General features: G+C 60.3%; 25 protein-coding genes. 9 read left to right on the top strand and 16 right to left on the bottom strand.

From position 1 onward, the window contains the following. Positions 1-124: ATP-binding protein (locus ACIQ47_RS07785; protein ID WP_396437601.1), on the top strand; the 124-nt coding region annotated here is incomplete at its 5' end. Positions 125-296: 172 nt separating this feature from the next. On the opposite strand, the gene ACIQ47_RS07780 is transcribed toward ACIQ47_RS07785, so the two are convergent. Further along, positions 297-719 (bottom strand): BLUF domain-containing protein, encoded by a 423-nt coding sequence (locus ACIQ47_RS07780; protein WP_396437600.1) that lies wholly within the window; start codon positions 717-719, stop codon positions 297-299. Between the two features lie 234 nt (positions 720-953). Further along, the gene (locus ACIQ47_RS07775) at positions 954-2135 is read right to left on the bottom strand and encodes a 4-hydroxybenzoate 3-monooxygenase (RefSeq protein WP_396437599.1); all 1182 of its coding nucleotides are present in this window, start codon (positions 2133-2135) and stop codon (positions 954-956) included. A 382-nt stretch (positions 2136-2517) separates the two neighbouring features. On the opposite strand from ACIQ47_RS07775, the gene ACIQ47_RS07770 reads away from it, so the two are divergent. Next, positions 2518-2706, top strand: a complete 189-nt coding sequence (locus tag ACIQ47_RS07770) for an NF038104 family lipoprotein (protein ID WP_396437598.1) — start codon at positions 2518-2520, stop codon at positions 2704-2706. An 8-nt stretch (positions 2707-2714) separates the two neighbouring features. On the opposite strand, the gene ACIQ47_RS07765 is transcribed toward ACIQ47_RS07770, so the two are convergent. The 6 genes from ACIQ47_RS07765 to ACIQ47_RS07740 all read right to left on the bottom strand — a co-directional run bounded on the left by ACIQ47_RS07765 (position 2715) and on the right by ACIQ47_RS07740 (position 8315). Continuing rightward, complete coding sequence (locus ACIQ47_RS07765) at positions 2715-3272, bottom strand: nuclear transport factor 2 family protein (protein WP_396437597.1); 558 nt, start codon at positions 3270-3272, stop codon at positions 2715-2717. A gap of 9 nt (positions 3273-3281) precedes the next feature. Beyond that, positions 3282-3887, bottom strand: a complete 606-nt coding sequence (locus ACIQ47_RS07760) for a LuxR C-terminal-related transcriptional regulator (RefSeq protein ID WP_396437596.1) — start codon at positions 3885-3887, stop codon at positions 3282-3284. Between the two features lie 84 nt (positions 3888-3971). Next, positions 3972-5288 (bottom strand): tryptophan--tRNA ligase, encoded by a 1317-nt coding sequence (locus ACIQ47_RS07755; protein WP_396437595.1) that lies wholly within the window; start codon positions 5286-5288, stop codon positions 3972-3974. Positions 5289-5335: 47 nt separating this feature from the next. Next, positions 5336-5998: a site-2 protease family protein gene (locus ACIQ47_RS07750; RefSeq protein WP_396428647.1), complete on the bottom strand. Its 663-nt coding sequence runs from the start codon at positions 5996-5998 to the stop codon at positions 5336-5338. Between the two features lie 102 nt (positions 5999-6100). Further along, positions 6101-7312, bottom strand: a complete 1212-nt coding sequence (locus ACIQ47_RS07745) for a M20 aminoacylase family protein (protein ID WP_396437594.1) — start codon at positions 7310-7312, stop codon at positions 6101-6103. Positions 7313-7337: 25 nt separating this feature from the next. After that, the gene (locus tag ACIQ47_RS07740) at positions 7338-8315 is read right to left on the bottom strand and encodes a Bug family tripartite tricarboxylate transporter substrate binding protein (RefSeq protein WP_396437593.1); all 978 of its coding nucleotides are present in this window, start codon (positions 8313-8315) and stop codon (positions 7338-7340) included. A gap of 118 nt (positions 8316-8433) precedes the next feature. On the opposite strand from ACIQ47_RS07740, the gene ACIQ47_RS07735 reads away from it, so the two are divergent. Next, entirely contained in the window at positions 8434-9339 is a 906-nt protein-coding gene (locus ACIQ47_RS07735; RefSeq protein ID WP_396437592.1) for a LysR family transcriptional regulator, read from the top strand. 18 nt (positions 9340-9357) lie between these two features. Continuing rightward, positions 9358-10089 carry a sulfite exporter TauE/SafE family protein gene (locus ACIQ47_RS07730; RefSeq protein WP_396437591.1) on the top strand — a complete coding sequence of 244 codons (732 nt, stop codon included), beginning with the start codon at positions 9358-9360 and terminating at the stop codon, positions 10087-10089. Between the two features lie 61 nt (positions 10090-10150). Here the strand turns inward: ACIQ47_RS07730 and ACIQ47_RS07725 are convergent, their stop codons facing one another. The 3 genes from ACIQ47_RS07725 to ACIQ47_RS07715 all read right to left on the bottom strand — a co-directional run bounded on the left by ACIQ47_RS07725 (position 10151) and on the right by ACIQ47_RS07715 (position 13114). Beyond that, positions 10151-11128: a GMP reductase gene (locus tag ACIQ47_RS07725; RefSeq protein WP_396437590.1), complete on the bottom strand. Its 978-nt coding sequence runs from the start codon at positions 11126-11128 to the stop codon at positions 10151-10153. Positions 11129-11345: 217 nt separating this feature from the next. Further along, on the bottom strand, positions 11346-12587 hold the full coding sequence (locus tag ACIQ47_RS07720; RefSeq protein WP_396437589.1) for an MFS transporter: 1242 nt from the start codon (positions 12585-12587) through the stop codon (positions 11346-11348). A gap of 320 nt (positions 12588-12907) precedes the next feature. Next, a complete protein-coding gene (locus ACIQ47_RS07715) occupies positions 12908-13114 on the bottom strand; it encodes a hypothetical protein (RefSeq protein WP_396437588.1) in 207 nt (68 codons plus the stop codon). 203 nt (positions 13115-13317) lie between these two features. On the opposite strand from ACIQ47_RS07715, the gene ACIQ47_RS07710 reads away from it, so the two are divergent. After that, the gene (locus tag ACIQ47_RS07710; protein WP_396437587.1) at positions 13318-15744 is read left to right on the top strand and encodes a UvrD-helicase domain-containing protein; all 2427 of its coding nucleotides are present in this window, start codon (positions 13318-13320) and stop codon (positions 15742-15744) included. Between the two features lie 26 nt (positions 15745-15770). After that, positions 15771-16247: a peptidylprolyl isomerase gene (locus ACIQ47_RS07705; RefSeq protein ID WP_396428649.1), complete on the top strand. Its 477-nt coding sequence runs from the start codon at positions 15771-15773 to the stop codon at positions 16245-16247. A gap of 38 nt (positions 16248-16285) precedes the next feature. On the opposite strand, the gene ACIQ47_RS07700 is transcribed toward ACIQ47_RS07705, so the two are convergent. The 4 genes from ACIQ47_RS07700 to ACIQ47_RS07685 form a co-directional block, all read right to left on the bottom strand. Beyond that, positions 16286-17080, bottom strand: coding sequence for a BPSS1780 family membrane protein (locus ACIQ47_RS07700; protein WP_396437586.1), 795 nt, complete (start codon positions 17078-17080; stop codon positions 16286-16288). 4 nt (positions 17081-17084) lie between these two features. Beyond that, a complete protein-coding gene (locus ACIQ47_RS07695) occupies positions 17085-18047 on the bottom strand; it encodes a homoserine kinase (RefSeq protein ID WP_396437585.1) in 963 nt (320 codons plus the stop codon). A 124-nt stretch (positions 18048-18171) separates the two neighbouring features. Then, positions 18172-19368 carry a type II toxin-antitoxin system HipA family toxin gene (locus ACIQ47_RS07690; RefSeq protein WP_396428650.1) on the bottom strand — a complete coding sequence of 399 codons (1197 nt, stop codon included), beginning with the start codon at positions 19366-19368 and terminating at the stop codon, positions 18172-18174. Next, positions 19361-19612 (bottom strand): helix-turn-helix domain-containing protein, encoded by a 252-nt coding sequence (locus ACIQ47_RS07685; RefSeq protein ID WP_396437584.1) that lies wholly within the window; start codon positions 19610-19612, stop codon positions 19361-19363. The genes ACIQ47_RS07690 and ACIQ47_RS07685 overlap by 8 nt, the downstream gene beginning before the upstream one ends. Before the next feature lie 262 nt (positions 19613-19874). Between ACIQ47_RS07685 and polA the strand changes: the two genes are divergently transcribed. Further along, complete coding sequence (gene polA, locus ACIQ47_RS07680) at positions 19875-22721, top strand: DNA polymerase I (protein WP_396437583.1); 2847 nt, start codon at positions 19875-19877, stop codon at positions 22719-22721. A gap of 80 nt (positions 22722-22801) precedes the next feature. Here the strand turns inward: polA and ACIQ47_RS07675 are convergent, their stop codons facing one another. Continuing rightward, positions 22802-23452: a glutathione S-transferase gene (locus ACIQ47_RS07675; RefSeq protein WP_396437582.1), complete on the bottom strand. Its 651-nt coding sequence runs from the start codon at positions 23450-23452 to the stop codon at positions 22802-22804. A gap of 85 nt (positions 23453-23537) precedes the next feature. Between ACIQ47_RS07675 and ACIQ47_RS07670 the strand changes: the two genes are divergently transcribed. Together ACIQ47_RS07670 and ACIQ47_RS07665 are read left to right on the top strand one after the other, a co-directional pair. Beyond that, positions 23538-24434, top strand: a complete 897-nt coding sequence (locus ACIQ47_RS07670) for a dienelactone hydrolase family protein (protein WP_396437581.1) — start codon at positions 23538-23540, stop codon at positions 24432-24434. Between the two features lie 126 nt (positions 24435-24560). After that, on the top strand, positions 24561-25415 hold the full coding sequence (locus ACIQ47_RS07665) for a ZIP family metal transporter (protein WP_396437580.1): 855 nt from the start codon (positions 24561-24563) through the stop codon (positions 25413-25415). The last annotated feature ends 54 nt before the right edge of the window (positions 25416-25469 follow it).

Below are 25469 nucleotides of genomic sequence, written 5' to 3'. Positions count from 1 at the left end.
GACGATGGCCAGCACGATCTTGGACAGGTTGATGCACCGCTGCGTGATGCTGGAGTTTGAGGGCAAGAGCTACAGGCTCAAGGAGGCGGCAGCACGCTTGGCCATCCAAGCTGACGGGTCATAATCTGAAGGCGCTGCCTGGGGGAATTTGGGGTGGCCACGGGTGGGGGAATTTGGACTGGCCATCAGGGAGATCTACCACGTAGAATGAGACCCAATAAAAATGCGCCTTCCGGCGCATTTTTTACTCACCAATTTACCCGCCGTCAAAAAGTTACCAGCGACCAATGTGGTGGTCACGCATCCATCATGGTGATTGGGCTGCTTGATTTGATGAGTACATCCAGCAATGACATGGCGTCCTCTGCTGAGGCTGAGTAAGGATCAAATTCTGGATGCGCCATCTTGACCATCGGATCATCTTTGTCCAGATGAACCAGTGCCATGGACCACTGCTCAAATTGTCGATGCTTAATTTCGTGCATCGACAATATCTCGAGATTGTGGTGCTGGCGGTCCCCCATGATCCGCGAGTAAAGACGGTTGACTTGACTTCTTTCACCCTCTAATGCCTGCAGCCATAAGCCTGCGCCTTGACACAAAATACCGGTGATATTGGCCTTTTTGTTATTGGCTTGGGATTTCACCAAGATCGACGTCGTGACCGTCGTAGTGATCGGCCCTACTGGCTGGCTGACATATAAAAGGCGTACCAACATGTGTGATTTCTTTCATGGTTTGGGAAAGCAATCTGCGGCGGTCTTTTTGATGATTGGCTGTCCCCAAAGTCATCTTACTTGAACGGCTTGGATGCAAAGGCACAACGCCACAAGGTGGCATGCACTTGATGCATTGAACCCTCAATAAGCTGTCACCGACAAGCTTAAGCGGGGCTGGCTTTTCAGAGGCCCTCCGCTCCCTTTTGGGCATACAGACCCAGAGGGTGAAACCCATCAGGCTTGAACGGGCAGACCCGTGAAGTTGTGCGCGAACACTGCACGCCCTTCGCGAGTCCCGGTCATGTAGTTCAGATCAGCCAGTTGCATACCGCGTTCGAATGCGCTTTGCCCCGGAAATTGGTGGACCATCGTGCACAGGCCCGCCGAGAACCGCTGGACCAACCACATGCGTTCGAGGCAAGTGTCGGCGTAGCCGTCTAGCCAGCGTTGGTCATGGCGTTTGTAGTGTTCCACCAGCGAACGGCCAAGCACCTTGATGTCCGCCATCGCAGCATTCAAACCCTTGGCACCTGTGGGGGGAACGATGTGGGCGGCATCGCCAGCGAGGAACAGGCGGCCAAAGCGCATGGGTTCACAGATGAAGCTGCGCATGGCCGTGATGGCTTTTTGCGTGATGCGACCTTCATTGATGGGGGGCTGCCCATCGACATCGAGACGCTTGTGCAATGCTGCCCAGATGCGATCGTCGGACCAGTTGTCGGGGCTGTCGTCAGGGTCGCACTGCAAATACAAGCGGGTGACCTCGGGCGTGCGGATGCTCATCATGGCGAAACCATCGGGATGGCAACCCCAGGTGATGTCTTGGATGGCCGGTGGTGCGTCAGCCAAAATGCCCAGCCATCCAAAGGGGTAAACACGGTCATAAAGCCGCAGCTTGTCGTCAGGAATGGCGCTGCGGCTGATGCCCCTAAAGCCGTCACAGCCCGCCACGAAATCGCAGGACAATTCGAGTGGTTGGCCTTCGGACTCGAAATGGATGGTGGGTCGGCTGCCTTCCAGGCCTTCGATGTGCGTCACGGGCGCGTCATAAAAAATCTGGGCACCTGCCTCCTCGCGAGCTTGCATCAGATCGGCCACCACCTCGTACTGCGGATAGACCCAGGCGCTCCGCCCGCCCGATGCCTCGTGGAAGTCCAGCCTGTGAGAGCGGTTGTTGAAGCGAAAATCCAGCGCGTGTTGTTCAAGCGCCAGTCGGTCCATGCGTTCACCCAGGCCGACCTCGCGCATCATCTCCACAGTGCCCTGTTCGAGCACTCCGGCGCGAAGGCGGGAGCGCACATGGTCTTTTTGCGAGCGTTCAATGATGACCGACTCGATGCCCTCCAGATGCAGCAGGTGAGAAAGCATGAAGCCCGCGGGGCCCGCGCCAATGATGCCAACTTGTGTCCGTATCACGGGCAGTCCTCCAGGGTGAACATCCCCATTTCGGTCTTCATCGGCGCGGGGTCATGGCGATGAATTTTTTGCGAGCTGTGGGTGACAATGCGGGGAATCAGACGCTCTCTAGGGCCTTGCGGTTTGCCAACAACTCTTCAGGGATTTCGCTGGGCATCCCAGGTTTAAATGGCGTGTGGTTGGTGAGGGTCAAGGCCAGAGTATAGGATTGGGGTCAATGCTTGAAAAATACAAGTATCCTGTCGCTTTCTGCAAAGACCCTGCGTCAATGGACGTCTTGAGTGTCTATTGCCTGCCCCTTGGCGGTTGATGAGCGCCTCAATGACCGACTGAATGTCTTGCGGGCGCAAGCCACCTATTTGAATCTGAAATGCAAAAAATGATGAGAACCCGTCTCCTGATCGTTGCCTTTTTGGCCATGCCTTTACTGCAAGGCTGTACGGTGTTGGCGATTGCTGATGTCGCTGCGTCTACCGTGATTTACGGGGTCAAGACCGTGGTCAATGTCGTCGATGCCGTCACCCCCGACATCATCAACCGGGACAAGGACAAAAACAAAAAGAAGGATTGAATGTGGGCTCAGGCTTGGCGGTGTTCGGCCAGATCGTTCCAAACATCCTGGCGGTATATCAGGCCGCCGCGCACTTCCATCCGGTCGATGAAGCGGATGCCTTCAAAAGGCGCACCCTGGAGCCAGGTGCCCTGCAAGGTGCCATGGCAAAACACCACGGTGGCATCGCCTTGCCAGCTTTCTTCGAACTGTTCGTAATGTTTGCCGATACGGCTGTAGCGTTGGGCAGCCCAAGCGGTCAGCTCGGACAAGTTGTGCATCACCACCGAGCCCGGAAAGCACATGCGGAAGTCGGGGTGCAACAAACTTTGGGCTTTTTGCAGGTCGCGTTCTTGCATGGCTTGCAAAAAAGACTGCACCACTTCTGAAGCCACTGGGTGCGCGGCACGGCCGCCGCTGAACACCTTGCCGTCACGCCGGTAGGTGCTGACCTCGTTGACAAAGACCGTGGTGCCCGCCTCTGGTGTGTCGATCACGGACCGCACGGCCTGGGCCACGCGGTTGACCATGCGGTGCTGTGTGTCCGGTGCATAGCCCGGCAGCAAGGTGATCGAGACGACCGGCATGCGATCGAATCAAATACCCAGCCAGCCGTTGGTGCGGGCGAAGTGCAGCGCTTGTGTGCGGCTGTTGACGCCCAGGCGGCGGAACAAGCGCCAAAAGTGCACCTTGACGGTGTGCTCGCTGATGTCGAGTTTTTCGGCGATGTCGCGGTTGGACAAGCCCTGGTCCAGCATCAGGATCAGTTGCTTTTGGCGTTTGGACAGTTTGGTCGGGCCGGCTGGTGTTGCCGCGTCTTCAATTGCCGCTTGCTCCTCGGTCACCAAAAGACTGCGGAAAGAGGCAATGATTTGGGCGGGGCTGTTGGATTTTTCGATGAAGGCATCGGCGCCCGCATCAAGGCAACGCGCTTCGTATTCGCTTGCGCTGGAGCTGGTCACGACCGCCAAAGGGATGTCGGGGAACTTGGCTTTGAGCACTTGTACGCCGGACATGCCCAGGGTATCGGGCAATTGAAGGTCAAGGCAAAACAACTCTGGGAGGCCATTTTTTTCAACCGTAGATTCCACAACATTCAACTTGTGGATCGGGATGATTTTCAGGCCTGGTTTGACCCGATGCAGCAGCATGGTCAATGCGTCACGCATCAATGGGTGGTCGTCAATGACATAAACAGTCATAATTAATTCTCCGCTCTAATCTTAAAGTACAAGGATATCAGTTTGTAGATATTTTTGCCATATATTTTATTAAAAACAAAAAAATCATTTTTGGTTGGCCGTGGTGTGAGCTTTCAACAACGTCAAAACTTCGCTCAAAAAATCAGCAGTTTGGGGGGCGAATTCAAGAATGGGCTTCAGGTCGGCCAGGGCGTCCGGTCCTTCTGATTGCAACCGGGCGATGGTTTGTCCTGCTTCCTTGGGTGAGACAAATCCCAGGCTTTGCAGCAAGACCTGACCTTTTGCATCCACCAACTTGAAATAGAACTGACCGTCTTGTTCACGGTATTGTTTAAAGCTGGGTAGGGCGGTTTTGGTTTCTTTGGCCACTGGCACAGCGCTGCCCGATGACAAGGCACGCAAGCCCACGGCATGGCGCAATTCACGCATGAAAGGCGTGGCCAGTTGGCGGGCCTTATCGGCACCGGCCAGCAGGATCTTGTCCATCTGCGCGGGGTTGTTGATCAGGTTTTGGTAGTGCTCGCGCATGGGCGCGATTTCGCGGTCGATGCGCTCGAACAGCATTTGCTTGGCATCGCCCCAGCCGATGCCCTCGGCATAGGCGCGGGTCATCGCGGCGGTCTCGTTGGCATTGGAAAAGGCTTGGTAAATCTGGAACAGGGCGGAGCCTTCGGTGGCCTTGGGCTCGCCCGGCGCTTTGGAATCGGTGACGATGCCTGCGATTTGTTTGCGCATTTGCGCAGCGGGTGCAAACAGCGGGATGGTGTTGTCGTAGCTCTTGCTCATTTTGCGGCCGTCCAGCCCCGGCAGCAGGGCCACCGATTCTTCGATCACGGCCTCCGGCAGCACGAAATGCTCGCCATACAAGTGGTTGAAGCTGGACGCCATGTCGCGCGCCATCTCGATGTGCTGGATCTGGTCACGGCCCACAGGTACTTTGTGTGCCTTGAACATCAAAATATCTGCGCCCATGAGCACCGGGTACATGAACAGGCCCGCCGTCACGTCGGCATCGGTGTCATGGCCTGCGGCGTTGTTTTTGTCCACCGCCGCTTTGTAGGCGTGGGCACGGTTGAGCACGCCCTTGCCGGTCACGCAGGTCAAGAGCCAAGTGAGTTCGGGGATTTCAGGAATGTCCGATTGGCGGTAGAAGGTGACTTTGTCCGGGTCCAGACCCGAGGCGATCCAGCTGGCGGCGATCTCGAGCGTGGAGCGCTGGATGCGGGCGGGCTCGTCGCATTTGATGAGCGCGTGGTAGTCGGCCAGGAAGTAAAAACCATCGGTGCTCAGGTCGCGGCTGGCTTGCACGGTGGGACGGATCGCCCCCACGTAGTTGCCCAGGTGGGGGGTGCCGGTGGTGGTGATGCCGGTGAGGACGCGGGTGCGGGATGGAGAAGTCATAGGGTCAAAAACAAAAAACCAAAAAAAGGAAATCAGTGCAACCGAAGTCAGCGCAACACAGCGGCCAGAGGGCTGAGGGTGAGTTTCAGAAAGTCAAAGGTCAGGCCCATCAGGGGCTGCATCCACCAGGCACTGATGAGGCCGGTGAGGACCAGCGCCATGACGATGAAAAAGCCCCAAGGCTCAACGCGCGACACCAGCACCGCCTGTCGCCAGGGCAACAGGCCCACCAGGATGCGCCCGCCGTCCAGCGGTGGCAGCGGAAACAGGTTGAAGGCGAACATGACCACATTGGTGAGCATGCCGGCTTTGCACATCTCGATGAAAAACCGTTCGGTGATACCGTTGCCCGTCAGCACATAAAACAACACGCCCCAGATCAACGCTTGTAACAGGTTGGCACCCGGCCCGGCCAGCGCCACCCAGACCATGTCGCGTTTGGGGTGGCGCAACTGGTCAAAACGCACCGGCACGGGCTTGGCGTAACCGAACAAAAACGCGCCACTGGTGCTGAAGTACAACAGCAGGGGCAGCAAGATGGTGCCCACCGGGTCGATGTGCGGAAAAGGGTTGAGTGTGACGCGCCCCAGTACCGAGGCGGTGTTGTCGCCCAGGCGCAGCGCGGCGTAGCCGTGGGCGGCCTCGTGCAAGGTGATCGCGAAGATCACCGGCAGGGCGTAAATCAAAACGGTTTGGACGAGGTCAGACATATTCACCCCCCATTGTCTCAGACCCGTCTTGACGGCTGCACAGGCCATGTGCCTGGCTTGCCGCCAGCGCCCGGCCAGGCCCCAAGGCCCGGCCGGGGCGTTTTACACCTGCGCAGGCAAAAAGCGCTCCACCAGCAAGGACCAATAGGCCGAACCCACGGCCACGTTCTGGTCGTTGAAGTCGTAGCCGGGGTTGTGCACCATGCAAACGCCGTGGCCATCGCCCGAGCCATCGCCATTGCCGATGAGCAGGTAACTGCCTGGTACCTCTTCGAGCATGAAGGCAAAGTCTTCACTGCCCGTCAGGGCGCGGCCTTGGCGCACGACTTTGTCAGCGCCCACCAACTCTTCGGCCACATTGCGGGCGAAGTCGGTCTCGGCCAGGTGGTTGACCAAAACCGGGTAACCACGCTGGTAGTCGATGTCGGCGCTAACCCCATAGCTTTGAGCTTGGGCATGGACCAATTCGGTGATGCGTTTTTCCAGCAGGATGCGCACATCGCGGTCGAGCGAACGCACACTCAACTTGAGTGTGGCGGTCTGCGGGATCACGTTGTTGGCCACGCCTGCATTGAACGCGCCCACGGTGATGATGGCCATTTGCTGGGGGTCGATGTTGCGGGCCACAATACTTTGCAAGCCCATGACGATGGCCGAGCCGGCCACCACCGGGTCAGCGGCCACATGCGGCATGGCACCGTGCCCACCTTTGCCGTGCAAGGTGATGGTCACGTTGTCAGAGGACGCCATGGCCGAGCCGTCGCGCAAGACCAGGTGGCCTTGCGGGTGGGTGGGCATGTTGTGCATGGCAAAGATGGCATCGCACGGAAACTGCTGGAACAGACCGTCTTCCATCATCTTCTTGGCCCCGCCCAAGCCTTCTTCGGCGGGCTGAAAAATCAGGTTGACGGTGCCCGAGAACACCCCTTTTTGCGCGATGTGCTTGGCCGCCGCCAGCAGCATGGCGGTGTGCCCATCGTGACCGCAGGCGTGCATGATGCCCACGTTGCAGCTGGCATAAGCCAGGCCGGTGGCCTCGTCGATCGGCAGGGCATCCATGTCGGCGCGAATACCAATGGCGCGGTGGCCCGAGCCCTTTTTGATCTGACCGACCAGACCGGTGCCACCCAAGCCGCGCGTGACTTGATAGCCCCAAGCGCTCAGTTGCTCGGCCACCAAGTCGCTGGTGCGGTACTCCTTGTAGCCCATCTCGGGGTGCTTGTGGATGTCGCGGCGCACTGCGATGAATTCATCCGCAAGGGCATCAAGGGCGTGCAGTTTGTCGTGCAGAAAAGCTTCGCTGGGGGCGTTCATGGCATGACCTCATTTGGAAAGTGGCTTATTGAGCCTGCAGATTAATCGATTTGGCGATCGCGCGGTAGCGCTCGATTTCCCCAATATAGATCTTGGCCAGTTCAGCGGGGCTTCGCGAGGGCAAGACCACATTGCCACTGGCTTCCAGCGCCTTGCGGGTTTCCGGGGCATCGGTCGATGCATAGAAGGCCTTGTTCAGGGTGTTCACCACGGCGTCTGGGGTGTTCTTGTGGACTTGGACACCGGCCCAAATGTCAAACTCCATGGCTTCCAGCCCTTTCATGGCGGCCATGGCCGGAAATTGTTTAAAAAGTGCATGCGGGGTTTTCGATGTCACGGCCAAACCCTGAACCTTGCCGTCGATGAGGGTTTGCGGGATCGAGCCGGCCATGGGCAAAAAAGCCATGTCGATCTGGCCACCCATCAAGTCGGTCAAAAGTGGCGCAATGCCTTTGTAGGGCACATGCAGCATCTCCACCTGGGTCAATTGCGAGAACTTCTCGCCCACCAGGTGGTACAGCGAGCCCGGACCCACACTGCCATAGCTCAGGGGCTTGTTGGCGTTCTTGCGGGCCAGTGCCAGCAGATCGTCCACGGTTTTCACGTTGAGCGAGTTGCGCACGGCCAAAATGGTCGTGGTGGTGGCAAATTGCGCGACCAGTTTGAAATCTTCGGATTTGTACTTGACGCCCTGGATGGCCATGGGGGCCAGCACCAGCTCCATGGGGCTGCCCAGACTCAGGGTGTAGCCGTCAGCCGGTGCGTTGACCAACTTGGCCATGCCAATCGCGCCGCCTGCACCGCCGATGTTTTCAATGATCATGGTCTGTCCCAGTTTGGCCGCTGCGTCGGGCTGCACCTTGCGGGCAAAAAAGTCCGAGGGGCCACCGGCTGGGTAAGGCACGATCAGGTTGATGGTTTTGGCGGGATAGGTTTGCGCCAAGGCAGGGCCGCAGGCGCTGGCGGCCACGGCCAGGCTGATGATGAGGGTTTTGAAGTTCATGGTGTCTCCTGATGCTTGGGTTGCTGGATGGTTGAAATGACCATGGCCAAATCGTAAAAATTACAAATCAATGTGTCCAATGACTTATTTTTCTGATAATCATTCGTAAAATGAATGCATGAACCTCAGACACCTTGAACACTGGCTGGCGCTGGCCGATACCGGCTCCTTCAGCCGCGCGGCAGAAAAACTGCACATCACCCAGTCCGCCCTGAGCCGAAGCATCCAGGCGCTGGAGGATGATCTGGGGGGCCTCTTGGTTGACCGTGTGGGCAAAAAAAACGAGCTCACACCCCTGGGCCGTTCTGTGCTGGAGCGGGCACGGCGCATCGTGCACGAGGCCCAGGAACTCAAGCAGGGTGCGGCCTTGATCAAGCACGGCGGCTTGGGCAGCTTGCGGGTGGGTTTGGGGTCCGGCCCCGGGGCGATGCTCATGACGCCTTGGTTGGTCTACATGGCCAAGCACCACCCCACAGTGCAGGTCACGGTCGCCCGCGGCTCCACCGAGCTGCAACTGGTGCAGTTGCGTGAGCGCGAACTGGATGCGCTGGTGGTGGACGTGCGGCGCGTCGAAGCGGCACCGGATTTGAAAATGACGCAGGTGGTCGAGATGCGTGCAGGCTTTGTGTGTCGCCGGGGCCACCCTTTGCTGGAGCGTGCCGCCAAGGGCTTGCCCTTTGATGCCTTGCTGTCCTACCCCATCGCCTCCATTGAGCTGTCGCAGGAGGTGGCCAGGTTGTTGGTGGACCACTATGGCCCGCAAGCCAATCCAGCGCAAATGACCACCTTGCAGTGCGAAGACATCGCCAGCTTGCTGGATGCAGTGGGCCAGACGGATGCGATCTACCTGGGCATTTTGGGCGCGGCACGAGAGGGCTTGGCCCAGTGCCGTTTGGTGGAGTTGCCCATGCAAATACCCCTGAAAGGCCAGGCACGGCTGGCCCTCATCACCTTGGCGGGACGCACCGAGTTGCCCGTGATGTCGGTGTTTCGAGCGTTTGTGCAAAACCACTTGAGCGATTGAAGAAAAAAAGGAATCGGCATGCAGGAATTGCTTTACCCCATGGGGGTGGTTTTGTTGGGTTACAGCGTGCTGGGCCTCACCGGCTTTGGCTCGGCGCTGGTGGTGGTGCCCCTGTTGGCCTGGAACTGGCCCTTGCCTGCCGTGGTGGCCCTGACCCTGCTGATGGACGTGCCCGCCTCGGCTTTTCACAGTGGACTGAATTGGCGGCATGTGCAGTGGCGCGAGCTGCGTCGATTGCTGCCCGGTATGGTGGTGGGCACGGTGCTGGGCTTGTGGCTCATGCAGCAAATGAACAGCCGCTGGCCCTTGCTCTTGCTGGGTGTGTACGTGGCGGGCGTGGGCCTGAACGCCTTGCGCGTCAGGTCCGCGCCGTTGCAGCCGCCAGCCCTGGGCTGGGTGTATCCGGTGGGCGGGGCCATTGGCCTGGTGGAGATGCTGTTTGGCACGGCGGGCCCTTTGGTGGTGGCCTGGCTCAGTCGCAGCGTGGCCGATGTGCAGCAGTTGCGCGCCAGCACGCCCATGGTCATCGCCACGGGGGCGACCACGGTCTTGCTGGTCATGGCCCTGGACGGTCGCCTGTCCAGTGGTTTGTTATGGGAGCGCTGGACCGTGTTGATCGGCGTGGCCCTCACGGGCGTTTGGTTGGGCCACCGCGTGGCGCACCATGTGCCCGTGGCGCGTTTGCGCCAAATCATCTGCGCTTTGCTGGTGGTCAGCGGTTTGATGCTGGCGCTGGGGGCTTTGCGCTGAGACTTTTCAAGTCAAAAAAGGGAGCCCTTGGGCTCCCATAGCTGTGAGCACAGCGGTGGGTTTACATCAGCAGGTGTTCACCTGCATTGTCACCGCCCAGGGTGACATAGTTCACCTTGCGGATGTCCATCAGCTTGGTGCCGCCTGAGTAGCTGATCGAGCTTTGCACGTCTTGCTCCATCTCGATGAGCGTGTTGGCCAGTTTGCCTTTGATCGGCTCCAAAATTCGCTTGCCTTCAACGTGCTTGTACTCGCCCTTGTTGAAGTCTGAAGCCGAGCCGTAGTACTCCTTGAACATCTCACCGTCGACCTCCACGGTCTTGCCGGGTGACTCTTCGTGGCCTGCAAACAGCGAGCCGATCATGACCATGCTGGCACCAAAGCGCACGCTCTTGGCGATGTCGCCGTGGCTGCGGATGCCGCCGTCGGCAATGATGGGCTTGGTGGCCACGCGGGCGCACCACTTGAGCGCGGACAGCTGCCAGCCGCCCGTGCCAAAACCGGTCTTGAGCTTGGTGATGCACACCTTTCCTGGGCCCACGCCCACTTTGGTGGCGTCCGCGCCCCAGTTTTCCAGGTCGATCACGGCTTCGGGTGTGGCCACGTTGCCAGCGATCACAAAGCTCGTTGGCAGCTTGCCTTTGATGTAACCGATCATGTCGCGCACGCTGTCGGCATGGCCATGGGCGATGTCGATGGTGATGTATTCGGGCACCAGGTTTTCAGCGGCCAGCTGGTCCACGGTGGCGCGGTCGGGTGCTTTGACGCCCAACGAGATCGAGGCGTAAACACCTTGTCCATGCATGTCGCGCACAAACTGGACGTTGTCCAGGTCAAAGCGGTGCATCACATAAAAGTAATCGTTTTGCGCCATCCACAGGCAGATCTTTTCGTCGATCACCGTTTTCATGTTGGCGGGCACTACTGGCAGGCGGAACTTGCGTCCACCCAGTTCGACGCCCGCGTCGCACTCGGAACGGCTTTCCACGCGGCACTTGCGCGGCAGCAACAGGATGTTGTCGTAGTCAAAAATTTCCATGAGAAAACCAAGCTCCAAAGAAGGATTCGTTGAAAGAACGAGTGAGCGCTTGGCTTGGCCGGCTTTTGAGCCCTTGGGTGTGAACCCGTTGCAGGTTCAGGGCAAAAAAAACCGGGCGCAAGAATCTTGGGCCCGGTGGCTGATTCTACCCGTTTCAATTTTCCAGATCTTTCAGCAGACTGACCGCCAAGGCAAACCGCCATCGAGCCAACCGACTTCAGTCAGAAAGAGGCCGTTGCGGCTTGGTGGCCAGCATGAAGGACAGCGAACCCAGCGCGGCAAGCAGGGCCAACAGGCTAAAGCCCAGCTGGTAATCCCCCGTCAGATCGGCCAGCACCCCGGCGATCATGGGGCCGGCAATTTGCCCCAGGGCAATGATCGCCGCCGACAGTCCCATGATCATGCCAATCGCGTTGCGCCCAAAGTAATCGGCCCGGATGGCCTGCATGAAGGGGCCGCGCAAGCCCCAAGCGATGCCATGGAACACCCCGAACGCCACCAGCATGGCCATGCTGGTGGCATAGGTCAGGCACAGCATGCCAATGCCGTGGGCCAACATGCACAGGGCGGCCACCTTCCTTTTGTCGAACCAGTCGCCCATGCTGGCCCCCATCAGCACGCCGGCCACTTGGCCAAAGGTCATGATCAGGATCACCCAACTGGCCGTGGCCACCGAATAGCCCAAGCCTTCTTTCATGTGGGTGATGGCATGCACGTTGACAGCCGAAACCACCAGCAGGGCCAGGCCGTGGCCAATCGCCAGCATCCAGAAGGCGCGGGTGCGCAAGGCTTGTGCGACGGTGAACTCGATCTGGGGCGGGGGCACTGCGTGACCTTCGCGCTCGGCCGCTGCGCGCATGGCAGGGTTGATGCCGTCGATGTGCTCGCCATGGTCTTCGGGGCGTCTTCTGATCATGCCGGCCATCGGCAGGCCCGTCAGCAGGACCAGCACGCCCGAACCGGCCGCTGTGGCACGCCAGCCCCATTGCTGCATGGACCAGGCCATCAGCGGCACCACCAGCCCGCCCATGGCCAGGCCCAGGCTCATGATGGACAGGGCGCGGGCGCGAAATTTCTCGAACCACTGCACCAAGGCCACCGACAGTGGAAAGTAGCCCCCCAAGCTGGCCCCAATGGCCATCAACACTGAGCTGACATAAAAGGTGGTCACGCTGTTGACCTGGCTCAGCAGCAACAAACCGGCACTGAACAGCACCATGCCCAAGCGGATCATTTTCTGAGGGCCGACCCGGTCCATCACCCAGCCCAGCACTGGGCCGATGATGGCCGCCTCGACCGATTGCAGGGCGGCAGCACCGGACAAAGTGGTTTTGCTCCAACCCATCTCGTCGGACAGGACCGCGATGTACAGGCCCAGCGCTTGGGTGAGGAAAGCCGCCAGCAGGAACTGGATGCCGCAAGCTGCACCGACCATGCGCCAGCCGTAAAACACCTTCACAAAGAGCCTCCTGAGTGCAAACCATGCGCCGGTCTAGGGTGGGTTCTTTGAATGGGGACTGGCCAAGCTGGCGGTGTCATGGGGTGTGCTTTTACAAGGATCATGGCTTGTCTGCATGTTGGCACGCCAGTAGGAAGTGGCATGTCCCGCATTAGACCGACTGTGCGCTCTCATTTGTGCCTCGGCAGCAACAGAGTGGCTAAGTTTATACGCTGAAGCCAGCAAGGTCGCGCCTGAACCTACCGACCTGCTTTGAGGGTGCTGGATCAATAGACGCCGCAGGGGCTCTGAACACTGGCCATTGCAGCCAATGCGTGGAATTAGCCTTGCTTGGGCTTGGGTCGCAAGTCAATTTTCAGTCGGGGCGCATCATTTTGCGTTGCGGCAGGCCAATGGGCATGTTCGACGTTGGCTGAGGCGACCATGCCCAGTTGTGGAGAACCGCAATCGAAAGAGCCTGTAGCGCTGGGCTTGTACATGTAGCACGCCAGGCGGCTCATGAGCTGCGAGAAAGATTGGCGAATCATGTGAAGGCCTTTGGGGATGAAAATCCGTCAATAAACGATGCATACAGTATGCGGGTTTTTTAACCCCTGTGGGTTTATCGAAAACCCTTGATTTTCATGGAATGTCAGCCCTTTTGAGCAGTCAATCCATGGCGTTACGGCAGAGGCTGCCGGATGCGCAGTGAAGGCCGGGACATGCGGTGCAGCTTCTACAATCCTTGACTATGCTGTCAGACATTTCCCAGAACACATCTTCCCCCTTGCTCGCCCAGCTCAACGACGAGCAGCACCGTGCGGTGGCCCTGCCGCCCGAGCATGCGCTGATCCTGGCGGGGGCGGGGTCTGGCAAAACCCGGGTGCTGACCACGCGCATCGCCTGGCTCTTGCAAACCTCGCAGGTTTCGCCCGGCGGCATTTTGGCGGTCACTTTCACCAACAAGGCCGCCAAAGAGATGAAGCTGCGCTTGCAGTCCATGCTGCCGGTGAACGTGAACGCCATGTGGATTGGCACCTTTCACGGGCTGTGCAACCGGTTTTTGCGGGCGCATCACCAATTGGCGGGATTGCCGCAGACTTTTCAAATTCTGGACACGCAAGACCAGCTGTCGGCCGTCAAGCGGCTGTGCAAGCAGTTCAATGTGGACGAAGACCGCTTTCCGCCCAAGCAAGTGCAGTATTTCATCTCGGGCTGCAAGGAAGACGGCCAGCGCCCCGGTGATGTGCCGGTGCGCGACGACGAAACCCGCCGCAAGGTGGAGCTGTACCAGCTCTACGAAGAACAATGCCTGCGCGAAGGCGTGGTGGATTTTGGCGAGCTGATGCTGCGCTCTTATGAGTTGCTGCGTGACAACGTGCATGTGCGTGAACATTACCGCCGCCGGTTCCGTCACATTTTGGTGGACGAGTTTCAGGACACCAACAAGCTGCAATACGCCTGGCTCAAGCAGCTGGCGGGTTTGCCAGGTGAGGGCGGACAAGCATCAAGCGGTGGCGCCATCTTGGCCGTGGGCGACGACGACCAGAGCATCTACGCCTTTCGGGGTGCCCGCGTGGGCAACATGGCCGACTTTGTGCGCGAGTTTCAGGTGCAGCACCAAATCAAGCTGGAGCAAAACTACCGCAGCTTCAGCAACATCCTCGACTCGGCCAACCACCTGATCAGCCACAACAAGACCCGTTTGGGCAAAACCCTTCGCACAGACCAAGGCGCGGGTGAGCCGGTGCGGGTGGTGGAGTCGCCGTCTGACTTTGCCGAGGCGCAATGGCTGGTGGAAGAGCTGCGCCAATTGGTCAAGCAAGACGGTTTTGAACGCAAAGAAGTGGCCCTGCTGTACCGCAGCAACGCGCAAAGCCGTGTGCTCGAAACCGCACTGTTCAACGCCGGGTTTCCGTACCGCGTGTACGGCGGCTTGCGCTTTTTTGAGCGCGCCGAGATCAAGCACGCGCTGGCTTATTTGCGCCTGATGGAGAACCCCAACGACGACACCAGCTTTTTGCGGGTGGTCAACTTTCCGCCACGCGGCATTGGGGCGCGCAGCATCGAACAATTGCAAGACGCGGCGCGTGCCGCTGGCTGCTCGCTGCACGATGCGGTGAGCGCCACCACCGGCAAGGCCGGTGCCAATCTGGCCGCCTTTGTGGCCATGGTCGATGTGCTGCGTGAGCAGACCGAGGGCATGACCTTGCGCGAGATCATCGATTTGGTGCTGGACAAAACCGGCTTGGTCAACCATTACCGCGCTGAAAAAGAAGGCGCCGACCGGGTGGAGAACTTGGAAGAACTGGTCAACGCGGCCGAGAGCTTTGTCACCCAAGAAGGCTTTGGCCGCAGCGCGGTGGCCATGCCGCCAGCTTTGTCGCAAAGCCCAGCAAGCCAGGGTTTGAGCGCTGCGCCAACATCAGACCTGGGCACGATCGACGAGTTCAGCGAAGACGGCGTGATCATGAGCCCCTTGGCGGCATTCCTGACCCACGCTTCGCTGGAGGCGGGCGACAACCAGGCGCAGGCCGGTGAAGACGCGGTGCAGCTCATGACGGTGCACGCCAGCAAGGGCTTGGAGTTTGACGCGGTGTTCATCACCGGGCTGGAGGAAGGCCTGTTTCCGCACGAAAACGCGATGAACGACTTTGACGGCCTGGAGGAAGAGCGCCGCCTGATGTATGTGGCCATCACCCGCGCCCGCCAGCGGCTGTACCTGAGCCATTCGCAAACCCGCATGCTGCACGGCCAGACCCGCTACAACCTGAAAAGCCGCTTTCTGGAAGAGCTGCCCGACGAGTGCCTGAAGTGGGTGACGCCCAAAAGTGCCGGGTTTTCGAACCTGGGCAGCGCGGGCGGTGGGAGCGGCCATGGCGCTGGGGCTTCGGGTGGCGGCTGGCCGCAAACCCCGGCCTTCAACCGCCACGTCCGTCCTGCCTGGGGTCAAAGCAGCCTGAGCACCGAGACCTACAAAAGCCCGCCCGTGCCGGTGCAAAAAGCCGAACCCGAGCACGGCATCAGCGCAGGCAAAAATGTGTTTCACGCCAAGTTTGGCGAGGGCAGAGTCTTGGCGGTTGAGGGCGTGGGCACCGATGCCCGCGCCCAGGTCAACTTCCCGCGCCATGGCATCAAATGGCTGGCGCTGAGCGTGGCCAAACTCACCGTGGTTTAACCCCTATTCCTGTTCTGAAAGTTCCCATGAAAATCACCCAAGACACCGTTGTCACCATGCACCACAAAGTGGTGAACGCCCAAGGCCAGTTGCTCGACAAGACACAAGAGCCCACCGCTTATCTGCATGGGGGCTACGACAACACTTTCCCCAAAATTGAACAAGCGCTGGAAGGCCAAGAAGTGGGCTTCAGCACCACGCTCAAGCTGGCCCCGGCCGACGCCTTTGGTGAGCGCGACGAGAGCCTGGTTCAGACCATCCCCAAAAGCGAATTTCCACCGGGTGTGAAGGTGGGTGGGCAGCTGCGCGGGCGCTCTGCACAGGGGCAGGAGCAGGTCTTCAATGTGGTGAAGATCAAGGGTGACAAGGTGATTCTGGACGCCAACCACCCCTGGGCAGGTCAACACCTGACGCTGACGCTCAAGGTGCTGGAGGTGCGCGCCGCCAGCGCCGATGAGGTGACGCACCGCCATGCGCACGGTGCGCACGGCCACCACCACTGATCAGCCCCGGGCCCGTTGCCCCGGTTGTGCCGAGCGCCTCAGTTGATCGGCTCGGGTGCCGCTTCGTCCAGCACGTCGGTGGCAAAGCAGTCGCGCACCGAAAACAGCATGGAGCTGAAGAACATGGCCGCCACCATCAGGGCCATGGGCATGAAGGTGGCCATCATCAGCTGGGGGTTGCCCAGCAGGCTGGTGATCAACAAGGCCAGCACGCCCGAGGCCAAAAAAATCACGGCCCAAGCCACCACGTAAACCCCAAATGCCTTGAGGTTGCGCCAGCAAGCCATGAAACTGAAAAACAGGCTTTTGACTGCAGGCATGCCGTACCAGTGCACCAGCGCTGGCGCATGCCAGAACATCATCGACAACGGCACATAAAAAAGCATCGACACCCACAAGGCGGTCTGGAACGATTCGGCGGTGACCACTTCGGGTGTCATGGGTGCGCCGCCAAAGTAGACCTTGGCAAAAGTGCCCCCATCGACCACCGTCGACACGCCCATCACCAGCAAGAAAATGAGCGCGTACAGTCCGCCCAGCTGGAGCATGTTTTTGCGGTGCGGCCCCGCCTTGAACGCCACAAACAGCACGCTGGGCATGGGGAATTTGCCCTCAGAGGCCACTTGTGTGGCCGCCATCATGCCCAGTGTGAGCGCGGGCAGCATCACCAAGGCCAACGCGCCGCCGATGAACGGCACCACCGAGATCAGCGACACGGTGATCATGAAGATGAAAAACAGCCCCGACATGGCCAGCGGCTGACGCCAGAAGGTGCGCATGCCCTGTCGGGCCCATTTCATGCCAGCGCTGGCGGGAACAATTTGCAGGTTCATGGTGTCAAAAGAGCTCGCAAGTGCAGACAGGGTGATGGACGCGGCCCAGCAGCACGCGTTCGAAATGGGTCGGGTCGTGCGGCGTGAGCATGGCGGCTTCGCGGGGCAAATGGTAGTCCCACAGGCGCGAAATCCAAAAACGCAAAGCCCCCGCACGCAAAAGGGCTGGCAGCAAGGTGCGCTCGGCCGCGCTCAAAGGGCGCGCGCGGTTGTAGGCCTGCGCCAAGGCCCGGGCACGTTCGGCGTCGTGTTGCCCGCTGGGCAAGTCGGTGCACCAGTCGTTCAGACACACCGCCAAGTCAAACAGCCAGGTGTCCTCGCCTGAAAAGTAAAAGTCAAAAACCCCCGTCAGCTGCTCGCCTTCGAACATGACGTTGTCGCGAAACAGGTCGGCATGCACCGGGCCCCGGGGCAGGGCGGCATAAGCTGCGCCCTGAGCGATGTGGTTTTGATAAGCCAGCTCGCTGCGCAACAGGCCCGCCTGGATTTTTTCCACAAAGGGCAGTACCACCGGCACGGTTTCGTTCCACCATGGCAAACCGCGCAGATTGGGCTGGCTGCGGTGGTAGTCGGCCCCCGCCAGGTGCATGCGCGCCAGCATGTCGCCTACAGCCGCGCAATGCACGGCCTGGGGTTGCAGCTGGCTCTTGCCCGCGAGCTTGTTGACCACCGCGGCGGGTTTGCCGTTCACGGTGTGCAGCACATCGCCGTCGCGGTTGGCCGCCGGGTCAGGCACCGGGATGCCGCGCCCAGCCAAGTGTTTCATCAGAAACAGGTAAAAGGGCAGCTGCTCGTGTGTCAGGCGCTCAAACAGGGTGAGCACGTACTCACCCTGATCGGTGGTCGCAAAGTAGTTGGTGTTTTCAATGCCGCCCTCGATGCCGCGCAAAGCAGTGAGCTGGCCCAGATTCAGGGCTTGCATCAGGTCGTTGGCCTGGGTTTCAGAGACTTCGGTGTAGACCGCCATGGTTGCAATTGGGGGCCTGAAGTGAGGCCTGTAATGGGACAAAGATGAGATTGTAGGCGGGGGAGACGGGCTGATTGCACTGTCCACAAGGAAGCCGTTGGTCAGCAATGGGCCTGTATGGGCGTCATGTCTGCGTTGAAAGTGCCAGTCCCTTGCGCCATTCTTCCAGCATCGTCGCCCCGATTTTCTTGAATGCGGTGCGTTGCGCCATGTGCTGCCGGGCTTCTTCGCTGGCCAGTTGCATGCCTTGAGCCACTTGGGCCAGCAGGGCCTGGGCGTGCGCTGGCGTCATGTGGCAATGGGTGCGCGCAAAGTTGATCAGGGTTTTGGCGTTGGGCCAGCGTTTGGTGCCGCCCAAGGTCAGGGCCAGGATGTCGGCAGGTTTGTAGGCGGTGGTGGTCACCAGATCGTAAATCGGGGCCAGCCGGACTGCGCTTTCGGCGTTGTCGTAAAGCACGCCAAAATTCTTCAGATGGGCATCGCCATTTTTCAGGGCGCAAGACAAGGCCAGTGCCTTGAAAAAGCTTTCCAGAGCCGGGCGCACGTTTTGGGATGAAACAAAGTCTTGGATACGCCGGGTGATGTTTTCGTAAGAGCCGTCGTATTTCTGGAGGGCGGTTTTGCCATTGAGCACGCAAAAATCCTCAAAACCCAAGTAGCCGCAGTCGGTCAGGTCAAAGCGCTTGACCACCAAAAATTGTCCGCCTTGCGAGAGTTCGAACTCGGGCACTTCCAGCCCCGCATGCAGGGCCGCTCGCATGCAGAAATACTCGTTTTCAGCCAGGCGAGGGTGTTCGGGTGTCCAGGCCTTGACGATGTGTGTGGCTCCCCGATGGGTGACTCGGCCGAGGTCTGCGCTGCGCACCAGCACTTTGGGCATGGCCCCAGAAATGCCGGAATGCACGGCGTAGCGGCTGAGCAGGCTTTCAAACAAGCCTTTTGTGCCATCGTGGGCCAGCAGCTCGTTCAGATTTTCGCTGGGTACATCGAAAGCGCTGTCACCCGGCAGAACAAAACGCAGGCGGCCAATTTGGGATCGGCCAACGATTTTGAGCAAAGCCAGGGCATCGAAGCGGGGGATGACTTTGCTGAACTCCAAGCGCAGGCGCTCTGCCAGTGCGCCTTCGGGCAGGTTCATGTCAAAGATGGGGTGCAGGGATTTGTTGGCCGAGGCATAGTGTTCGCGCACCACGGGCATGCTGAGCGACACGGCCATTTCTGCCGGGCAGGCGGCTTCATAAACAAAGTGGCATTTGTCCGGTTCGGACTCGGGCTTGAAGACACTGCCTACTTTTTGAGAGGCCACATGAACGTCAAGCATCGCTTTGCTCTTTCATGAGTTGTTGCAAGGTGGGGCGGCGGGGTTTTTCTTGGGCCACCAACTCCAGACCCAGCGCGGCGCAGACAGAAAGCACTTTGCGGATGCCAATTTCAGACACGGTGCCGTTTTCGATGCCCGACACGGTGGCGCGGCTCATGCCCAAAGAAGCCGCGAGGCTGGCCTGGGTGATTTTTTTGCGTTTGCGCGTGCGGGCGATGGTTTGGCCGATGTCTTGGAGTGTCATTTTTGCATCCTATGCAGTGCATTGGTAGTTTAAATCATTTTGTGCATTGCATGCAGTGCATTTTTTGGGGCGATGGTGTGGGGGGCCTGCGCCGAGGCTCAGAGGCGCTTCGCTTTGCCACATCGCCTCAGCGCAGGCCCCCCACACCATCTGAAGGTTCATCGGTGGTCACAGCGCTTCGCTTTGCCGCATCACCCTGACACAGGCCCAGCCCCCAATCCTCATGGGTCACTTGGGTGTCAACCCGGTACACAATCGAGGGATGAGCGACAACACCCCCGAAACATCCCAACCGACCCTCTTGCTGGTCGACGGCTCCAGCTACCTGTACCGCGCCTTTCATGCCATGCCCGACTTGCGGGCTGTGCCTGGCGACCCGACAAGCCCCGCCACAGGGGCCATTCGCGGCATGATCAACATGATGGAGCGGCTGCGCAAGGATGTGCCCGCCGTCTATGCGGCTTGCGTGTTTGACGCCAAAGGCCCGACTTTCCGGGACGCGCTGTACCCCGCGTACAAGGCCAACCGCAGCCCCATGCCCGACGATTTGCGCAGCCAAATCGAGCCGATCCACGAGTTGGTGCGCCTGATGGGCTGGACGGTGCTGGATGTGCCCGGTGTGGAAGCCGATGATGTGATCGCCACGCTGGCGCATGTGGCCGCGCAGCAGGGCATCACCGTGACCGTGTCGAGCGGCGACAAGGACTTGAGCCAATTGGTGAACGAACACATCACCATCATCGACACCATGAACGGCAAGGTGCGCGATGTGGCCGGCGTGACGGCCGAGTTTGGCGTGCCGCCCTCGCTCATGATCGACTACCAGACTTTGGTGGGCGACACAGTGGACAACGTGCCCGGCGTGGCCAAGGTGGGCCCCAAGACCGCTGCCAAGTGGCTGATGGAATACGGCTCGCTCGACAAGCTGATGGAAAACGCCCACGACATCAAGGGTGTGGCCGGCGAGAACCTGCGCCAAGCGGTGGACTGGCTGCCCAAGGGCCGGGCGCTGGTGACCATGAAAACCGATTGCGACTTGAATGGCTGGGTGCCCGACTTGCCGTCGTTGGCCAGCTTGCACCTGCACGCGCCCGACAAAGACAAATTGCTGAATTTTTACCAAACCTATGGTTTCAAGGGGCTGGTGCAGTCGCTGGGCGGGGCCATGCCTGCGCCCGCACCCGCACCCAAAGCCAAAACTGCCAAGCCCAAAGACACGGGCATGGGCGACTTGTTCGCAGAAGCTTCAGGTGACGAACCTGCGGCCTTGCCCGAGTTGGACAGCGCCGCCAGTGCCGTGCAAGGTCATTTGAAATACGACACGGTGCTCGACTGGGCCGCGTTCGATGCATGGCTCGCCCGCATCGAGCAAGCGCCGCTCACGGCCATCGACACCGAAACCACTTCGCTCGACGCCATGCGCGCCGAGATCGTCGGCATTTCGCTGAGCGTCACACCCGGCGAGGCGGCCTACATTCCGCTGGCCCACAACGGACCCGGTGCGCCCGAGCAATTGCCGTTGGCCGAGGTGCTGGCCAAGCTCAAACCCTGGCTCGAAAACCCGGCCCGCCTGAAATTGGGCCAGAACGTCAAATACGACCGCCATGTGCTGGCCAACCACGGCATCGAGGTGCACGGCTATGCCCACGACACCATGCTGGAGAGCTACGTGCTCGAAGTGCACAAACCGCATGGTCTGAGTAGTCTTGCCGAGCGCCATGTGGGCCGCCGGGGCGTGACCTACGAAGACCTGTGCGGCAAGGGTGCGCACCAGATCCCGTTTGCACAGGTGGACGTGGACAAAGCCGCGCACTATTCGTGCGAAGACTCGGACCAGTGCCTGGACGTGCACTTGGCGCTGTGGCCGCAGATCGAAGCGCATGACGGTCTGAAGTACGTTTACGACCTGGAAATCCAGACCAGCGAAGCGCTCTACCGCATCGAGCGCAACGGCGTGCTGATCGACGCGCCCACGCTGGCCGCGCAAAGCCAGGCGCTGGGCGAGCGCATCGTGCAGCTCGAAAACGAAGCCTACGAGATCGCGGGCCAGCCCTTCAATCTGGCGAGCCCCAAGCAACTGGGCGAGATCTTTTTTGACAAGCTGGGCCTGCCCGTCATCAAGAAAACCGCCACCGGCGCGCGCAGCACCGACGAAGAAGTGCTGGAAAAACTGGCCGAAGACTACCCGCTGCCCGCCCGCATTCTGGAGCACCGTAGCCTGAGTAAGCTCAAGGGCACCTACACCGACAAGCTCGCGCAGCTGGCCTTGCCGCGCACGGGCCGGGTGCACACGCACTACGCGCAGGCCGTGGCCGTGACAGGCCGCTTGTCGAGCAACGAGCCGAATCTGCAAAACATCCCGGTGCGTACCGCCGAGGGGCGCAAGGTGCGCGAGGCCTTTGTGGCCCCCGCAGGCTGTGTGATCGCCAGCGCCGACTACAGCCAGATCGAGCTGCGCATCATGGCGCACCTGAGCGACGATCCAGCCTTGCTCAAAGCCTTTCACGACGGCCTGGACGTGCACAAGGCCACCGCCGCCGAAGTGTTTGGCGCAACGCCCGACACCGTGAGCAGCGAGCAGCGCCGCTACGCCAAGACCATCAACTTTGGCCTGATCTACGGCATGAGCGCGTTCGGTCTGGCCAAGGCGCTCTCCATCGACAACACCGCAGCCAAGAACTACATCACCCGCTACTTCGAGCGTTTTGCCGGCGTCAAGCATTACATGGACGCCACCCGTGAACAGGCCAAGGCGCTGGGTTATGTCGAAACCGTGTTTGGCCGCCGCCTGGTTCTGCCCGAGATCAACAGCCCCAACGGCCCACGCCGCGCCGGGGCCGAACGCGCCGCCATCAACGCGCCCATGCAGGGCACCGCCGCCGACCTGATCAAGCTGAGCATGGTGGCGGTGCAAAAAGCGCTGGACGAACAAGGCAAGGCCACCAAAGTCATCATGCAGGTGCACGACGAACTGGTGTTCGAGGTGCCCGAATCAGAAGTGGAATGGGTGCGCACCGAGGTGCCGCGCCTTATGGCGGGCGTGGCCGACCTGAAGGTGCCGCTGCTGGCCGAAGTGGGCTTTGGCCCGAACTGGGAGCAGGCGCACTGAGCCTGACTTCGTGGGAGCCCACCCCGTGGGCGAATGGTTTCAAGGGCGTGTGCCACGCCCATCGCCCACGGGGTGGGCTCCTACAAAATAGGTGCGGGTTCTGGCCAAGGCGCATGCTTGTGCATGATGGCCTGGAACAGATCTGATGCTTCAAATTGGGTCAGCCAAGACGCCAATGCAGGCCAGGGCTGCGCTGCAAACCAGGTCGGATCGGTGTGGGCGTATTGCCGTACAAAGGGGGCCACGGCCGCATCGGCCATGCCGAAGTGCTCGCCAGCCAATTCAGGCTGTTTGCGAAGCCGCGCATCCAGTGTGCGCAACCAAATTGCCCCCTCATCGCGGTCGGCCACACCGCTCTCCAAGCCCCAACGGCTGGGGTATTTGTAGCGGTCCAGTTGCTGCTTGAAGGGCCCGTCGTTGTGCGCGATCAGCGCCTGCGCATCGGCCATGCCCGCATCCGACGGAGGCAGCCAGCCCAGCGGGTCGTGCTGGCGCAGGGCCCAGAGCATGATGTCCAGGCTTTGCTCCAGCACTTTGCTGCCCGCAGCCCCAGGCAGCCACAACACCGGCACTGTGCCTTTGGGTGAGAGGGCCAGCAGGTGGGCGGGTTTGTTTTTCAAGACCACTTCGCGGTGTTCGGTGGCAATGCCGCTGGCGTGCAGCGCCAAGCGAGCCCGCATGGCGTAGGGGCAGCGGCGAAACGAGTACAAAACGGGCAGGACGTTGACCATTGCGCCAGTTTAAATCGTCCCCGGGGTGCAAGCCCTGTGCACATGTGTCAAGATAAGCGTCCTCTTTTTGACACGGAGACCTGCCTTGAACAACGACCTGATCAACGATGCCCAAGCCCTTTTGGGTGGCCGTGTGGATGACCCTGGCACCACACGCCGCGTGGCCCTGCGAGCGGCTTTGGGTGTGGGTTACGCCGCAGCGGCCATGCCCATCATGGCGCAGACGGCCATCAAAACCCCCGTAACGGGCCTGGTGGCCGGCGAAGTGACCATCGAAGTGAATGGCTTCAAGATGCCCGCCTACCGCAGCGCCCCGGCAGGCAAGGCCGGTTTGCCAGTGGTGTTGGTGATTTCCGAGATTTTTGGCGTGCACGAGTACATCGCCGACGTCACGCGACGCCTAGCCCAGGCCGGATACATGGCCATCGCCCCCGAACTGTTTGTGCGCCAGGGTGACCCCAACGAGTACGGCGAAATCGCCAAGCTGCAAGCTGAAATCATTTCTAAAGTGCCCGATGCGCAAGTCATGGGCGACCTGGATGCCTGCGTGGCCTGGGCCGCAGCGAATGGCGGCAACACCGACAAACTGGCGATCACTGGCTTTTGCTGGGGCGGGCGCATCACCTGGTTGTATGCGGCGCACCAGCCCAAGCTCAAGGCGGGTGTGGCCTGGTACGGCCGACTGGTGGGCAATGCCACGGCGCAAACGCCCGCGCACCCGCTGGCCTTGGCGGGCCAGCTCAAGGCCCCGGTGCTGGGTTTGTACGGCGCGGCCGACACCGGTATTCCCCTTGACACGGTGGACAAGATGAAAGCTGCACTGGCCCAAGGCCCTGCAGCGGCCAAAACCAGCGAGTTTGTGGTTTATCCTGAGGCCCCGCACGCTTTTCATGCCGACTACCGGGGCAGCTACCGCAAGGGACCCGCCGAAGACGGCTGGCAGCGTTTGCTGGCCTGGCTTAAACGCCAGGGTGTGGCCTGAATTTAAAATGGCAACAAGTGCCTTTCGGGGCGCGAGCGCTGAAAAACCGCCCTTTGGGACGAGAACTTTGAAAACCGCCCTTTGAGGCGGTTTGTTTTGGAGTGCCAAGCACTTCATGGATGCAAGATGACTTTATTGGCGATTTTGGTGGGCACTTTGGTGGCAGGCATCGGCAGCGTCTGGCTGGCCGCGTGGCTGAGTTTTGGTGTGCTCAGCCGCTACACCCAGCACATGCTCAGCTTGGCCGCAGGGGCATTGCTGGCCACGGCATTTTTGCACCTGTTGCCCGAGGCTTTCGAGAGTGAGGCGGGGGCCCACGAATTGTTTCTGACCCTGCTGATCGGTCTGGTGTTTTTCTTTTTGCTCGATAAGGCTGAGCTGTGGCATCACGGGCACGAACATGGCCACGACCACGGCCACGGCCACGGCCACCATGGGCATGGGCATGGGCATGGTGATGCGCAGGCCTCCAGCCATGGCCACGAAGCGCACGGCCAACCACATGCTCACCATGCCGAAGAGAAATTGAGCGGTCAATGGGCCGTGCTGGCGGGCGACAGCGTGCATTGCTTTGGCGACGGCATCCTGATCGCCTCGGCCTTCATCGCCGACATGCGCCTGGGCGTGATCGCGGCACTGGCCGTTTTGGCGCACGAGGTGCCCCACCACATGGGCGACTTGGCCGTGTTGCGCCAAGGCAGCGGCAGCCGCCAAGCGGCCATCGTCAAGGTGTCGATGGCCGGGGCCATCACCGCTTTGGGCGGGGCAGTGGGCTATGTGCTGGTCGACGCCCTGCGCGACTGGCTGCCATATTTCCTGGTGGTGGCCAGCAGCAGCTTTGTCTATGTGGCCTTGGCCGATTTGATCCCGCAGTTGCAAAAGCGGCTGTCCGCACGCGAGACGGCTGCCCAAATTCTTTGGCTAGGCATGGGCATGGGCATGGTGCTCATCGTCAGCGCCTTGGCAGGGCACCAGCACTGACGCGGCTGTTCAAACGGGCGTGTGCCACGCCCATCGCGCACGGGGTGCGCTCCT

Origin of the sequence: Limnohabitans sp. (assembly GCF_044373035.1) — a bacterium.
Classification (GTDB): Bacteria; Pseudomonadota; Gammaproteobacteria; order Burkholderiales; family Burkholderiaceae_C; genus Limnohabitans_A.
Note: the sequence above shows the minus strand (reverse complement) of the source record. Positions and strands in the feature narration are given on the sequence as shown.